Here is a 13,592-nt window from a genome sequence, read left to right on the forward strand (position 1 = left end):
TCAAGCCACGCGGTTGGCGGCCAGGTCCCAGCCGCCCGAGGTATTGCCGCCGGCGCCGCCCGTGACTTTTTGCTGCGTGTATTTCCACTTCACTTTCGAGAACTTGAAGCCGACATGTTCACCGAGGATGTCGCCCTCTTCCACGTTCGGCGTGACGGCGCCGATCAGCACATTCTCGATTTCGATTTCAAAGTACTTGACGCGTTCGCCCTGGCCGTCGGCGCGCATGAATTCAAAGCGCGCCTTGGGGATGGTCTTGCCGGCCGAGCAGGTCTGCAGCAGCACCGGCGAGGCCAGGTCGGCCAGCTTGGAGATGACGATGTCCTTGTGCTCGCAGCGTTCGGCCGTGTGCCCGCCGCCCGTCGAGGCGGTGGCGGACTTCGGCTGCTCGACGCTCCAGCTGACCGATTTGCACTCGATCCAGTCCTTGTGCTTGTCATCGGTGGACTCGCCCTTGATGCCGTCTATCTGCAGATATACATCGATTGCCATGGTGTGCTCCTCTGGTTGAAAGATGGGTGGATCATGAATTGGTCGACTTCGGCAACTCCGCGACCAGTCGGAGCGAAACGGACAGCTCGTCGAGCTGGAAGTGCGGCCGCAGGAAGGACACGGCGCGGTACACGCCAGGCCGGCCCGGCACTTCATGCACCTGCACCGATGCTTCGCGCAGCGGAAACTGCGCCTTCTGTTCCTGGCTGGCGTTATCGTCGAGCAGCACGTACTGCATCAGCCAGCGGTTCAAAAAGTCTTCCACGTTGGAGGCGGCCGTGAAGCTGCCGATCTTGTCGCGCATCATGGCCTTCATGTAGTGGGCGATGCGCGAGACGGCAAAGATGTACTGCAGCTGCGACGACAGCACCGCGTTCGCGTTGGCCGCGTCGCTGTTGTACTTGCGGCTTTTCTGCGCCGACTGCGCGCCGAAGAACGCCGCATAGGCCGTGTTCTTGCAGTGCACCAGCGAGATGAAGCCCAGGTCCGACAGCTCCTTTTCGCGGCGGTCCGTGATCGCCACTTCGGCCGGGCATTTCAGGGCCACGTCGCCCTCGTCCGTCTTGAAGGTATGCGTGGGCAGGTCGTCCACCAGGCCGCCGCCTTCCACGCCGCGGATGGCGGCGCACCAGCCGTAGTCGGCAAAGGCGCGCGTGAGCTTGCTGCCGAACGCATACGCGGCGTTACACCACAGGTATTTGTGATGGTCGCTGCCGTCGACTTCCTCGACAAAGTTGAAACCCTCGACGCTGGTGCCGTCGGCGGGATTGAACGGCAGCCGGCCCAGGAAACGGGGCAAGGTCAGGCCCACGTAGCGCGCATCTTCCGATTCGCGGAAGGCCTTCCATTTCGCGTACTCGATGGTGTCGAACACCTTGGCCAGGTCGCGCGGCTTGCCCAGGTCGCCGTAGCTTTCCAGGCCAAACAGTTCCGGCGCCGCCGAGGCGATGAAGGGCGCGTGCGCCGCGGCGGCGATGTGCGACATCTGTTCGACGAAGTACATGTCTTCCGGCTGGCGCGAGATGGCGAAGTCGCCCAGCAGCGCGGCGAACGGCGCACCGCCGAAGGTGCCGAACTCCTCTTCGTAGACCTTCTTGAACATGCTGCTCTGGTCGAATTCCAGCGCGGCCTGGAAATCCTTCACCAGTTCGCGCTTGGTGGCGTTGAACATGCGGATCTGCAGGCGCGTGCCCGTGTCGGAATTGCCGACCAGGTAGCGCAGCCCCGTCCAGCTTTGTTCGAGCTGCTGGAACGGCGCCGCGTGCATGATCTCGCTGAGCTGGGCGGAGATCAGGCGGTCGATTTCCGCCACGCGGGCGTCCAGCGTGGCCGACAGGCTGCTGGACATCAGCACCGTGCCGTCGAGCACCTGCGCCACCAGTTCCGAGATCAGGTCGCGCGCGCGCGCATGCTCGGCGCCGGACTTGGCGACGCGGCTTTGCTCGACGATCTGGTCGAGCAGGTCGGCGGCGGCCGGCGCGCCGGCGGCCGATACTGCAAGGGCTTCTGCCTGGGCGCTCATCTCAATCCTCCTGCGCGGGGAACTGCGGTTTCAGGGTGGCCAGGCTGTCGGTGTTGTTCAGCACTTCCGTCAGCAGGTCTTCCAGCTTGTCGTTGCCGGCCAGCTTGTTGCGCAGGTCGGCCAGCTTGGTGCGCGCCTCTAGCAGCTTGCGCAGCGGCTCGACCTGGCGCACCACCGATTCCGGGCGGAAGTCGTCCATCGAGCGGAAATGCAGGTCGACTGCGAAGCTGCCGTCTTCCCCGCTGATGCGGTTCGGCACGGCGAAGCGGGCCACGGGTTCCACGCCGGCCAGCACTTCGTCGAAATTGTCGCGGTCGACGGCGACGAACTTGCGGTCCTTCAGGCGTTTTTTCTCGCTGTCGGGATTGCCGCCAAAGTCGCCCAGCACGCCCACCACGAAGGGCAGCTCCTTGTTTTCAATCGCGTCGCCGATTTCGACGTCGTAGGTCATCTGCACGCGCGGCGCGCGTACCTGCTTCAGGCGTTTCTGCACGCTGTCGGACTTGGGCATGTCGCTTCCTTTGCAAGGGGATGGTGGGAATGCTCGCTTATTTCAGGCCGCTGAACGGGTCGGCCGTGCCGCCTGGCGAGGCCGCGCCCTTCGCCGCCGGCGTGCCGGAACCGGCGCCGCGCTTGGCCGCCGCCGCAGGACGCCTGGACGGCGGCACCAGCACGTCCTCGCCGATGCTCGCGCGCAGCAGCTTGGCCAGCTCCTGCGCTTCCGAACGCAGCGAGCCATTCAGATTGTTTTGCCGCGACAGGTCGGCCAGCGCCTTGCCCGACAGGCGCAAGCCGCTGACGGCGACGATACTGTTGGCGACCTTGTCGTCGGGGTCGCGCTCCAGCGCTTCGAGCGCGTGGCCGATGGCGTCGCCGTACTGGCCGCGGTCGAACTTCATCTGCGCCATCTGCAGCCACGGCGCCTTGTCGGCCGGGTAGCTGGTGCCGCCACGCTGCAGCAAGGTCACGGCGCGCTCATACTGGCCGGCCCGCGCGGCCGCATCGGCCTCGCTCATGACTTGCGCCAGGGTCGGCGCGCCGGGCGGTTTCGGCGCCGGCGTTTCCGTCGTGGCGCAGGCGGCCAGCAGCAAGGCGCCGGCGAAACAGGTAAAACGGGACAGGGTGATGGCAGGCTTCATCTGGGCATTCCTTCACATGGTGGACGCCACCGCTGGGAACGATGGGCGGCGCCCTGGTGGAGGCCATTATTGATCGCCAGAATTTTTATCAAATTGAGATTAATCAGCAAAGAAGAAGTTCCCTACAACGGCGGCGTGCAATCGCATTCATCCTGATCTGGCGCAGTAATTCTCTCGATCGCGGACGGACTTTGCGCCAACGCAAGCAGGCCGCCCGTGCATGCGTTTAAATGGCTGCAACTCTTTTATTTCCACCCACCATTTTTGCAAAGATCGCCCATGCCATCTGACGCCCCGCTCCGCCGCCTGGCGCGCGCCGCCCCGCTACTGCTGCTAGCCTGGCTGCAAGCCGGCTGCGCGGGCGGCGCCATCGGCACCCTCGCCAATGCGGCGCTGCAGATGGCCGGCGTGGCCAAGCCGCCGCCCGCACTGCCCGACGCGCAACAGCCGCCGCGCAATATCAGCATCCGCCTGCACGCGGCGCAGCGCCTCAACACGGACGCCGACGGCCGGCCGCTGGCGCTGGTGGCGCGCATCTACAAGCTGCGCCAGAGCGCCGCCTTCGAGCAGGCGCCGTACGCCAGCTTCCTCGACGCGCAGCGCGAACAGGCCGCCCTCGGCGCCGACCTGATGGAAGTCAAAGAGGTGCTGCTGGTGCCCGGCCAGCGCTACGAAGTGCAGGAAAAGGTCAGCAAGGAAGCGTATTTCATCGGCGTCGTGGCGCTGTTCCGCGCGCCGACCGCGCAGCGCTGGCGCGCCACCTTTGCCGCCGCCGACGCGGAACGCGGCGGCATCACCGTCGGCCTGCATGCCTGCGCCCTGAGCATGGGCGGCGGCGCGGCTGGCGCCATGGCGCCGCCGCCGGCACCGCGCTGCCAGTAAGGCATTCCACCACTACCGCATACCGAAAAGGAGAAGCGACATGGGCATGGCAGCGAAAGTCTTGTGGGGCGAAGGCCTGTTCCTGCGGCCGCAGCATTTCCAGCGCCAGGACCAGTATCACGAAATGCGCCTGCACCGCACGGCCAGCGCGCTGCACCCGTACCTGTGGGGCGTGGCGCACATGGAATGGGACCTGGCGGCGCTGAAGACGGGCACCCTGCGCCTGCAGGCGCTGTCGGCCATCTTCCGCGACGGCGAAGTGTATGACGCGCCCGGCGACGGCGCGCCGGGCAGCGACGCCCTGCCCCCGCCCGTCGACCTGGAAGCGCTGCCGCCGGCCCTGCAGGAAGTGACTTATTACGCGGCCCTGCCCGTGCTCAACCGCGAAGGCCTGAACTACACGGCGCCCGGCAAGCCGGACACCCCGGCCGCCGGCGCGCCGCCGAACACCCGCTTCGTGCACGCCATGCGCGCCACGCCCGACCTGTTTACGGAGTCCAGCGTGGCCGACGTGGCATACCTGCGCAAAGCCCTGCGCCTGATTCCCGACAGCGAGGCGCGCGGTTCCTACGATTGCCTGCCGCTGATCGCCCTGCGGCGCACGGCGTCGGGCGGCTTCGAGCCCGTGCCCTCGTTCATGGCGCCCAGCCTGGCGATCGCCGGCGCGCCGCGCCTGCAGGGCCTGCTGGAACACCTGCTCGACGCGCTGCAGGCCAAGGTGGGCGCGCTGCACGGCCACCACCGCGAACCGAGCCGCAACGTGATCGAGTTCCGCTCGGGCGACGTGTCCTCGTTCTGGCTGCTGCACACGGTGAGCACGGCCGCCGCCGCGCTGATGCACTACGTGCGCCATCCGGCCCTGCATCCCGAGCGCCTGTACGAAGCGCTGCTGGCGCTGGCCGGCGGCCTGCTCAGCTACTCCAGGCACTACACGCTGGTTAGCCTGCCCGCCTACGACCACGCGCAGCCGGGCGCCTGCTTCGACGCCCTCGACGGCATCATCCGCGAACTGCTCGACACGGTCATCTCGTCGAAGTATTTTTCCATCGCCCTGTCGGAGGACAAGCCCTCCTACCACCTGGGCAAGCTCGATTCGGGCAAGATCGACCAGCACACCACCTTGTACCTGGCCATCCGCGCCGCCATGCCCGCCATCGAACTGGTGGAAGTGGTGCCGCTGCGCGTGAAGGTGGGCGCGCCCGACGACGTGGAGAAATGCGTGCTGTCGGCCATGCCGGGCGTAAAACTGTCGCACGCGCCGCAGGTGCCGGCCGCCATCCCCGTGCGGCCCGACACCTATTATTTTGCGATCGACAACCGCGGCGCGCTGCATGAGCAGATGCTCAAGGCGCAATCGATCGCCGTGTACGTGCCGGCCGGCATACGCGACCTGCAGCTCGAACTGATCGCGGTGACGGCATGAGCCAGCTCATCGAACGGCGCGCGGCGCCATCGCCGGGCGGACCGCGCGGCCCCGCTCCCGCCGGCGCGCGCCAGGCCGGCGGCGCCCTGCTGGACCTGATGCACGAAGGGTTTTACATGCTGTTCATGCTGAAGAACGGCTCGGCCCCGGGCGACGAGCAAAGCTTCATGGACCGCATCACCTCCTTCCTCGACGACTTCGAACGCGAAGCGAAAAAGATCCGCGCCGACGGCGACGATATCGAAGCGGCCAAATACGCGTTCTGCGCGGCCGTCGACGAAATCATCCTCGCTTCGCCGTTCACCCTGCGCAAGCAGTGGGAACGGCGCCCGCTGCAGCTGCTGATCTTCGGCGACCAGCTGGCCGGCGAGCATTTTTTCGACCGCCTCGACGCCTTGCGCGGCAAGGGCGCCATGCGCGTGCAGGCGCTGCAGGTCTTCCACATGTGCCTGCTGTTGGGCTTCCAGGGCAAGTATGCGATCGACGGCGGCGAGAAGCTCAGCTACCTGACGGGGCGCCTGGGCGACGAGATCGCCCACATCAAGGGCAAGAGCCGCGGCTTCGCGCCGCGCGCCGAGCGCCCCGACCAGGTGGTCAACAAGCGCCGCAGCGACGTGCCGCTGTGGGCCCTGTCGAGCGTCTTCGCCCTGCTGGCCATCTGCGCCTACCTGGCCCTGAAAACGCAGCTGACGCACGGCACGCAGACAACCCTGGCCGCGTACGCTGACCTGGTGAAGCTGGCGCCGCGTCCGGCGCACCTGACCATCACCTTGCCCTGAACAGCTCACGACGCCTGCCGCGCGTCGCGATTCGCGGCCTGCGATGCTCAATGACGCGGCGTCCCCGTGCATTCGCACGCCTGCGCTTCTCGGGCAAAAGGGGGCGCCTAGCCTCTCATCCGCTCGCTACGGTTTGTGAGATGTCAAGCGAGCTACTGCGCGATGCGGAACTCGATGCGCCGGTTACGCGCCCGGCCGTCGGCCGTGGCATTGCTGGACACGGGGCGGTCCGGCCCCTGGCCCGAGGCCAGCACCATGTCCGGCTTGACGCCCTGCGTGGCCAGGTAGGCGCGCACGGCTTCGGCGCGCGCCTCGCTCAGGGCCACGTTGCTGGCGCGCAGGCCCGTGTTGTCCGTGTGGCCGATCACTTCCACCTTGCGTCCCTTGAGCTTTTGCATGACGGCCGCCATTTCGTCGAGGATGGCCAGGCCCGCCGGCGTGATGCTCGCCTTGCCGCTGTCGAATTCGATGATGCGCTTATCGAGCGCGGCGTCGAGCATGTCCTGCTCGGCCTCGGCCGCCTTGATGCGCAAGCCGTTGTTGACAGTGTAGGTGGGATTGAGGCTGGTAGCGATGTCGCTGGCGATCTGCTGGCGCTGCGCCTCGTTGGCCACCTCGCCGCGCACGCTGACGTTGTTGCCATCGATGCTGATCTGGCCGCGCGAAATGAGCTTCAGGTTCGGCGCGATGAGCTTTTGCACATACGCGTTCCAGTTGGCCGGCACGGCCACGTTGCCGATGGCGATCTGGTCGACCACGCGCTCGGCGCCATACTGCTCGCGCAGACGGGCCAGCACGGCCGCCTTGGCCGCTTCATCGGCCAGCGTGCCGGTGACGAGGATCTGGCCCGGCATGGGCGTGGCGGGCGCCTGCGCCTGCACCTGGGCGCGGCAGGTTACGGCGGCAAGCAGCAACAGCAGGACGGGTGATTTCATCGCAATCCTTCAGGCAAAGGTATCCGTGAACATGGCGCAGGCCGAGCGCAGCGACAACTGCTCCTGCTGCAGGCAGGCGGACAGGCGGCGCAAGGCCGGTTCCTGCTCCAGCTGCTCGTCGACCCAGTCCAGCTGGTCGAAGACGATCAGCCTTTCGCCAGCCGCCTGCGGGTCGATCAGGGCGTGCAAGCCATGCGGGTCGGCGCCGCAAAAGCCGATCACCAGCGCCGGCGCCTCGTCGAGACGGGTAAGGAACAGCGCCAGTTCGACATCGGCGTGGCGCAGGAAAGGCGTGACCAGGTGCAGCCAGAAGCTGGCCGCCAGCGGGCGCGCCTGCGCATCCTGCGGCAGCGGCAGCACCAGGCTCTTTTCCAGGCGCGCCAGGCCGCTCTGGCGCACCGGCCGCAGCAGCAGGCCCAGGCCCAGCAGCAGTTCGCGCACCGTCACGGGAAACGCCGGCGAGGCCAGCATGGCTTGCAGGCTGCGCACCGTGTGCGCCTGCAGAAAGGCCGACAGCTGCGCCGCATGGCAGCCGGCGGCCGTGTCGATTTCCAGCACGTTGCCGGCCAGCGCCAGCAGCGACGGCCCCGGATCGGCGCTGGCCACGATGCCTTGCGCCAGCTGCTCCGCGCGCTGCCACAGCGGCGCCAGCACCAGCGGACTGCAGGCGAGGAAGGCGTCGGCATCCTCGACTTCCAGCGCGCCCATGGCCATGAAGGGAAAGCGGCGGTGCGACTGGTCGCTGCTCGCCTCCAGGCGCCCGGCGATGGCGCGCCGGCTGCGCGTGCCGACGAAGGCAAAGCACAGCGGCGGCAAGGCGTCGTAATTGAGCTTCCAGCGCGGCGCGGCCGTCAGCGCCGTCATCACCTGCGCCAGCCAGTCGTCGAGCAGCTGCACCAGCGCGTGGCTGTCGCAGGCCTTGATGAAGTCGCCGCGCGCGGGGATCTTGCCGAAGTAGCCGAGGCGCACCTGTTGCGCCGCGCGCTTCATGGCCGCGCCCCGGCCATCGCAGCCGCCACCGCGACGGCGGGCGGCGCAGGGACGGCGGCGCCGACGATGGTCTCGGGCAGCTGCATGCCGCGAAAACCCTGCTCCTGCACGGCCGCAGTCCCTCCCGCGCCCGTCGTCTCGGGGCTGCTGGTGATCTTCAGGTCGACCGCCACGGCCACCTCGCCGCGCGTCCAGCGCAGCTCGAACACGCCGCCGTCCTTGCGCTTCTTGGCCGCCGCATCGATCATGCGCTTCAGGCCGAATTGTCCCGGCTCGTTGAACAGTTCCACCGTGCGCCCGTCGAAAGTGACGGCGGTGATGCGCGCCCCCTGCATGCCCGACGCGCCCTGCGGACCGGGATGGACCATGTTCGTCCACTGCGCCGGCGTATTGCGGTAGCGCAGCTGCTGGCCGTCGATCTCCAGCGTATATTCCAGGGTGCCCGGCGCCGGCGACGGCTGGATCTGGAACACGGTCTGCGCCGCGCCGGAGGCGGCCGCCACCCCGCCCGCGCCCAGCGGCGCGATCCAGCCGGGAAAGCGCGCCGCCACCTGCGGCGACAGGCTGATGCCCATGTCGGCCCAGGTGCGCGGCGCCAGCACGTCGCCGCGCCGCACCACCAGCGGTCCCATGGAGGTGGTGACGAATTTCGCCACCAGGCCTTCCGGGCCGAAGAACTGGCCGATCTCGAGGTTGCTCGCCTCGATGCGCGCGCTGGGGGAAAACGGATATTTGTTGGCCAGCGACTTCTGGAACGGTTCATATACCTGCGCCGCCCAGGTCTTGTTGAGGTCCAGTTCGGCCGGCGCGACGATGACGGCAAAGGTCTGCATCAGCGGGCGCACGAGGATGGGGCGTATCGCCTGCTTTTGCGCGTCGCTCATCCCCGTGAGCATCTGCTCGTCGACCAGTTTCAGGGCGTCGGCCAGTTCGGAACCGCTGCCCTCCAGCGTCTGCTGCATGAACTGGCGCGCACCGGGTCCCGCGTCGCCCTGGTTCTTCAGCAGGTTCAAACGGCTGCGCAGTTTCGACAGCGCTTCCAGGTAGGCGCGCATCAGCGAGGCGTTGTTGTCCCTGGACGCCACCAGCTTGCCCACGCCGGCAAATTCGCGTCCCACGGGTCCCATGGGTTTGTCCAGACGGGCCGGGTCGAGCTGCGCGTTGAGGCCGGGATTGGCCGTCAGCTGCGACGGCGCGCGGCGCAGCACCGTTTCCTTGAACCAGGCGACGATGCCCCGCTCGGCCTTGCGCAACTGCGCATTCTGCAGGGCCGGGTTGTCCCACGACGTTTCATCGTAGATGCTCGTCAGCAGCCTGGCGATCGGCGACGACTGCGGGTCGCCCAGGCGGTTCATGGCCTGCACGGCGCCTTCAAAACCTTTCAGGTCGGCGACGGCGACGCCCTGCACGAATTTTTGCCATTCGCGCGCATAGTCGGCCTTGTACATGGCCACCAGGTTTTTCTCGATCTGCTCCGGGCTGCCTTCCAGGGTCAGGTCGTCGCTGGACGCGCTCTTCAGCACCCAGTCGGCGCTTTGCAGTTCGCGGTTGGCGGCGTCGCGGAACGCGCCCTCGACGAATTTTTCCCAGGCCTGGCGCGTAAAGGCGCCGGAGACGGCGTAGCTGCCCGCCAGCAGCGCCTGGTCCTGTTCGCCGACGATGCGCGCCACCGTCATGCCGGGAAAACGCGTCGAGGCGCGCGCCTTGATGTCGGCATACACGCGCTCGCGCGCCGGCATGCCGCGCACCACGCGGCGCAGGTTTTCGCGCGCCTGGTCGACCAGCGCCAGCTTCTGCTCGATGCGCGGCCACGACGGGTCGCTCACCTGCGCCAGGTAAAACGTCAGCAGCCGTTCGGCGCTGCGTATCATCTGCTCGCGCGGCATGGCGCCCCGGTTGCCTTCCAGCCAGCCGCGCCAGAAGCGCGTCATCTGGTCGTTCAGGTGGCTGCTTTCCGCATGCGTCTTGTCGGCCAGCATCAGATAGGTCTTCAGCGCGTTGTAGGCGTCTTCCACATTCGTCGGCGAGGCGGCCTGGTACTGGTACGCGCGCGCGCCGGCCGAAGCGGCGGCCGGCGTCTGCGGCGTGCGCGCCGCCGGCTGCAGCTGGTCGGCGCTGGCGTTCATGTCAAACAGCAAGGCTTCCAGCGCGCCCGTCACCGGTTCGAGCATGACGTGGCGCGCGCCGGCAAAATACTCTTCGCGCAGCTTGCGCTCCAGCAACTCACCCTGATACAGGCCCATGCGCAAGGACCACGGGCGCTGCGTGCGGTACGCTTCCAGCTGCTCTATGCGGTCCTGCAATATTTCCAGCGCTTCCAGCCGCGACTGCAAATCCAGCCGCTGCTCCTGCAGCCGCACCACTTTGTTTAGATCGGCCTCGACATTGGCCACCAGTTGCCGGTTGCCCAGGTAAGACCAGCTCCAGCCGCCCAGGCAGGCGCCCAGGGTCAGGGTGGCCGTGAAGAAGACGGCATATTTGAAGCGCACCTTGGCGCGGCTCGCATAATTGGCCACCAGGTGCTGGTCGGCAAAGATCACCTTGCGGAACAGGTCGAGCAGGAAATAGCCGTGCTGGCGCGCGCCGGACGGCGCCACGGCCGGGACGGGCGCGAAGGCCAGGTCGAAGCGGCGCGCCACCTGCTGCGAGGAGGCACTGACGGGCTCGCCCTCCTGCAGCGCGCTGGTGAAGTAAAAACCGCGGAACACGGGCTGGAACTGGAACGGATTTTCCTCGAACAGGGTGGCGATGAAGGCGCGCAGGGCCGGTTTGATGGCGGCAAATTCCAGCGGGAACGTAAACACCCCGGGCGCCATCGTCTTGCGTTGACGGTGCGCCATGTTGGCCAGGCTCAGCTCCGTCAAGCCATCGTGCAATTCATCGAAGCTCTGGTCGAAAAAATTCAGCAGGTCGGCCGTGGGCAGCTTGCGCCGGTAGGGCATGGTGGCGCCCCATACGCGCTCGCGCTCGCTGCGTTCGGCCTCGGCGAAAAACTCCGTGAAGCCGGCGATCAGGTCGGCCTTGGTAAACACGATGTACAGGGGCGCGAACACTTCCAGGCGCTCGATGACGTCCTGCACGCGCTTGCGCAGGCTGCGCGCCAGCTGCATGCCGACATCGGGATCGCCCTTCAATTCGGCGATGCTGACGGCGATGAGGATGCCGTTGACGGGCGCCTTGCGCCGGTATTTTTTCAGCAGGTCGAGAAAGCCGAACCACTCGCCGCGGTGCTCGTCGACGACGGAATAGCGTCCCGCCGTGTCGAGCACGATGCCGTCCGTGGTGAAAAACCAGTCGCAGTTGCGGGTGCCGCCCACGCCTTGCACGATCTTGCCGTCGGCGAAAGGAAATTGCAGGCCCGAATGCAGGATGGCGCTGCTCTTGCCGGCGGCCGGATTGCCGATGATCATGTACCACGGCAGTTCGTACAGGGCGGCGGCGCCCGCCTTGATGCCCAGCTTGGACGTCTTGATGGTCTCGATGGCTTCCAGCATGCCCTTGCGCATGGCGTCGAGCTCGCCCTGCTGCGCCTGGCCTGCCGTCGTTGCCGAGGCCGCCTGTGCGGCGGCGATTTCGGCCTCGTTGAGGATGGCTTGCCCCAGCGCCTGCGCATCGCGCCGGGCGCGGCGGCGGCGCCACAGCCACAGGCCCAGCCAGATCAGGAAGGCCAGCAGCAGCAAGGCCAGCGCCCACACGAGGGCCACTTCCAGCGCCTCGGCGCCCAGGTAGAGGAAGACGGCCAGCGCCGCGAAACCGAGGATGGTCAGATTGCGGCTGTCGGTCAGGAAATGCCAGATTCGTCGCAGCATGATGGGCCCAGAGTGAGGTCGCACGGCAGGAATGGCGCCGCCGCTCAGCAAGGCGGACGCAGCCCATCCTGACAGCAATCGCGCCAGGCTTTGTTGACATATGACAAGTGTTGCATGGCCATCGCCCGCACCTGGCCGCTCGTCATTGACGCTACGCAAGCATGCTTGCGCCTGTGAAAAATTTGCGCACGCACGGCGCTAGAATGGCGGCGCGGCCTATTTTCCCAGGACGCGGGGCTGGGGCAATTCCGTGTGGCCGAAATCCATCATGGTCCAGCGTCCGCCCCAGCGCAGGCCCACCGATTCCGCCGTCACGCCATATAAACGGTAGCCGCGCATGGCCCAGGCATTTTTTTCAGAAATGATGAGCTTTCCTTCATGCATGAACGCGCAATCGGCGGCCAGGCCGTACTGGTGATAGCTTTGAAACGCCCTGGCGTTCGTCACGTTGGGGCCGGCTGCCGCCAGCTGGTCCTGGCGCGCCGGACTGCGGTAGCCTTCCAGCAAGACCATGTCATAGCCATGCACGTCCTTCATGATCTTGAAGACCAGCAGCAAACGCTGCGCGAAATCGTGGTCGAGCAATTGCCAGTTGCGGCTGGCGCCGCCCAACAGCGGACGCAGCTGCGTCACCTCGGCCGTGGAAAACAGCAGCGGAGGCAGGGTGGGCGGCGGCACCAGTTGCTCGCCCTTGAGCAAGTCGCTGACCTGGTCATTGACGACATAGTGCCGGTCGGCATAGCCACGCAGGGCAATGCGGTCGCTGGACAGCCAGGCCAGCAGCGGCGGCACGACGATCAGCACGCCGCCCGCCAGCGACAGCCAGCGGTGGCGCAGCAGCAGGCGCCAGCCGCGCGCGATGCCAAAGCCCGTGTGCCGCTGCCAGCGCTGCCATTGCGCGCCGCCGCCCCCCTTCAGGTGCCGCGCGCGCCGCTGCACGCGCCAGCCCAGGTTGACGAGCGTATGCAGCAGCATGGCGCGGCCGCCGGGAAACAGCAGCAGCCAGCCGGCGAAACAGGCCAGCAGGAAATACATCAGGACCAGGGCGACGAACATGGGGCGCTCCATGACAGGGACAGGCGTGGGCCGGACAGCAATTTCCCGGCGGTATCGCTAGATCGTATGCGCCCGCGGCCCGCATGTGCGCGGTTTACATCAAGTTCCATCCAAGTTCGGAGGTGATATTTTGACTTTACTGAAAAGCGGCGACGGCCATCCGCGCGGCCCGACCCTGCTGGCCGGGGCCGATACGGCCGCCACGCAGGCGGGCGGCAACCGCATCCTGTCCCGGCTCGAACATGGCGGCGCCCCGCCCGCCACGGTCCCGGCCATGCGCTGGCGCCCCGGCCGGCGGCACTGGACGGCCGGCGCCGTCCTGCTGGCGACGCTCACCATTGCCACGCTCGCCTATGAAACGGCCGGCCCGCCCGCGCCGCCAGCGGCAAAGGCGCCAGTCCCGGCAAGCGTGGCCGTGGCCGTGCCCGCCATCGGGCCGCCGGCGCCACAGGCAGTGCCGCGCGCTGCACAGGCCGCCACCATCGTCAATGAGACGGCGCCCGCCGCGCCGCCGGCGCCTGCCGTGGCGAGCGCCGGCGCGCCGCGCAGGACGGCGCCGCCCGAG

11 protein-coding genes and 1 pseudogene are annotated in these 13,592 nt (G+C 67.4%); 4 read left to right on the top strand and 8 right to left on the bottom strand.

All coding sequences use genetic code 11. The features are described from left to right. Genes AC07VI_RS16315 through AC07VI_RS16330 form a run of 4 tightly spaced genes read right to left on the bottom strand, consistent with a single transcriptional unit; the run spans window position 1 to window position 3,153 of the window. Window positions 1-492, bottom strand: coding sequence for an Hcp family type VI secretion system effector (locus tag AC07VI_RS16315; RefSeq protein ID WP_034750126.1), 492 nt, complete (start codon window positions 490-492; stop codon window positions 1-3). Between the two features lie 31 nt (window positions 493-523). Next, a complete protein-coding gene (gene tssC / locus AC07VI_RS16320) occupies window positions 524-2,014 on the bottom strand; it encodes a type VI secretion system contractile sheath large subunit (protein ID WP_086148420.1) in 1,491 nt (496 codons plus the stop codon). 1 nt (window position 2,015) lies between these two features. Beyond that, window positions 2,016-2,525: a type VI secretion system contractile sheath small subunit gene (gene tssB / locus AC07VI_RS16325; protein WP_086148419.1), complete on the bottom strand. Its 510-nt coding sequence runs from the start codon at window positions 2,523-2,525 to the stop codon at window positions 2,016-2,018. Window positions 2,526-2,562: 37 nt separating this feature from the next. Then, the gene (locus tag AC07VI_RS16330; protein ID WP_086148418.1) at window positions 2,563-3,153 is read right to left on the bottom strand and encodes a tetratricopeptide repeat protein; all 591 of its coding nucleotides are present in this window, start codon (window positions 3,151-3,153) and stop codon (window positions 2,563-2,565) included. A gap of 279 nt (window positions 3,154-3,432) precedes the next feature. Between AC07VI_RS16330 and tssJ the strand changes: the two genes are divergently transcribed. Genes tssJ through icmH form a run of 3 tightly spaced genes read left to right on the top strand, consistent with a single transcriptional unit; the run spans window position 3,433 to window position 6,237 of the window. After that, the gene (tssJ, locus tag AC07VI_RS16335; RefSeq protein ID WP_492995098.1) at window positions 3,433-4,035 is read left to right on the top strand and encodes a type VI secretion system lipoprotein TssJ; all 603 of its coding nucleotides are present in this window, start codon (window positions 3,433-3,435) and stop codon (window positions 4,033-4,035) included. Between the two features lie 40 nt (window positions 4,036-4,075). Beyond that, complete coding sequence (gene tssK, locus AC07VI_RS16340; protein ID WP_492995100.1) at window positions 4,076-5,458, top strand: type VI secretion system baseplate subunit TssK; 1,383 nt, start codon at window positions 4,076-4,078, stop codon at window positions 5,456-5,458. After that, a complete protein-coding gene (gene icmH, locus AC07VI_RS16345; protein WP_193068873.1) occupies window positions 5,455-6,237 on the top strand; it encodes a type IVB secretion system protein IcmH/DotU in 783 nt (260 codons plus the stop codon). Before tssK ends, icmH begins: the two co-directional genes overlap by 4 nt. Before the next feature lie 152 nt (window positions 6,238-6,389). Here the strand turns inward: icmH and AC07VI_RS16350 are convergent, their stop codons facing one another. From AC07VI_RS16350 to AC07VI_RS16365, 4 genes are all read right to left on the bottom strand, one after another. Beyond that, on the bottom strand, window positions 6,390-7,172 hold the full coding sequence (locus AC07VI_RS16350) for an OmpA family protein (protein WP_086148441.1): 783 nt from the start codon (window positions 7,170-7,172) through the stop codon (window positions 6,390-6,392). A 9-nt stretch (window positions 7,173-7,181) separates the two neighbouring features. Then, window positions 7,182-8,162, bottom strand: a complete 981-nt coding sequence (gene tagF / locus AC07VI_RS16355; protein WP_086148442.1) for a type VI secretion system-associated protein TagF — start codon at window positions 8,160-8,162, stop codon at window positions 7,182-7,184. Beyond that, window positions 8,159-11,971 carry a type VI secretion system membrane subunit TssM gene (gene tssM, locus AC07VI_RS16360; protein WP_492995103.1) on the bottom strand — a complete coding sequence of 1,271 codons (3,813 nt, stop codon included), beginning with the start codon at window positions 11,969-11,971 and terminating at the stop codon, window positions 8,159-8,161. The genes tagF and tssM overlap by 4 nt, the downstream gene beginning before the upstream one ends. Before the next feature lie 216 nt (window positions 11,972-12,187). After that, the gene (locus AC07VI_RS16365; protein ID WP_099374966.1) at window positions 12,188-13,027 is read right to left on the bottom strand and encodes a M15 family metallopeptidase; all 840 of its coding nucleotides are present in this window, start codon (window positions 13,025-13,027) and stop codon (window positions 12,188-12,190) included. 130 nt (window positions 13,028-13,157) lie between these two features. Between AC07VI_RS16365 and AC07VI_RS16370 the strand changes: the two are divergent. Continuing rightward, a pseudogene (locus tag AC07VI_RS16370) lies at window positions 13,158-13,592 on the top strand (hypothetical protein); the annotation flags it as partial.

This window comes from Janthinobacterium sp. GW821-FHT03A03, from assembly GCF_059421435.1.

Excerpts from the sequence above, each read along its gene's own strand:
- tssM (WP_492995103.1), bottom strand. The coding sequence starts at position 11,971 with ATGCTGCGACGAATCTGGCATTTCCTGACCGACAGCCGCAATCTGACC.
- tagF (WP_086148442.1), bottom strand. The coding sequence starts at position 8,162 with ATGAAGCGCGCGGCGCAACAGGTGCGCCTCGGCTACTTCGGCAAGATC.
- tssJ (WP_492995098.1), top strand. The coding sequence starts at position 3,433 with ATGCCATCTGACGCCCCGCTCCGCCGCCTGGCGCGCGCCGCCCCGCTA.
- tssC (WP_086148420.1), bottom strand. The coding sequence starts at position 2,014 with ATGAGCGCCCAGGCAGAAGCCCTTGCAGTATCGGCCGCCGGCGCGCCG.
- tssK (WP_492995100.1), top strand. The coding sequence starts at position 4,076 with ATGGGCATGGCAGCGAAAGTCTTGTGGGGCGAAGGCCTGTTCCTGCGG.
- icmH (WP_193068873.1), top strand. The coding sequence starts at position 5,455 with ATGAGCCAGCTCATCGAACGGCGCGCGGCGCCATCGCCGGGCGGACCG.
- AC07VI_RS16365 (WP_099374966.1), bottom strand. The coding sequence starts at position 13,027 with ATGTTCGTCGCCCTGGTCCTGATGTATTTCCTGCTGGCCTGTTTCGCC.
- tssB (WP_086148419.1), bottom strand. The coding sequence starts at position 2,525 with ATGCCCAAGTCCGACAGCGTGCAGAAACGCCTGAAGCAGGTACGCGCG.
- AC07VI_RS16350 (WP_086148441.1), bottom strand. The coding sequence starts at position 7,172 with ATGAAATCACCCGTCCTGCTGTTGCTGCTTGCCGCCGTAACCTGCCGC.
- AC07VI_RS16315 (WP_034750126.1), bottom strand. The coding sequence starts at position 492 with ATGGCAATCGATGTATATCTGCAGATAGACGGCATCAAGGGCGAGTCC.
- AC07VI_RS16330 (WP_086148418.1), bottom strand. The coding sequence starts at position 3,153 with ATGAAGCCTGCCATCACCCTGTCCCGTTTTACCTGTTTCGCCGGCGCC.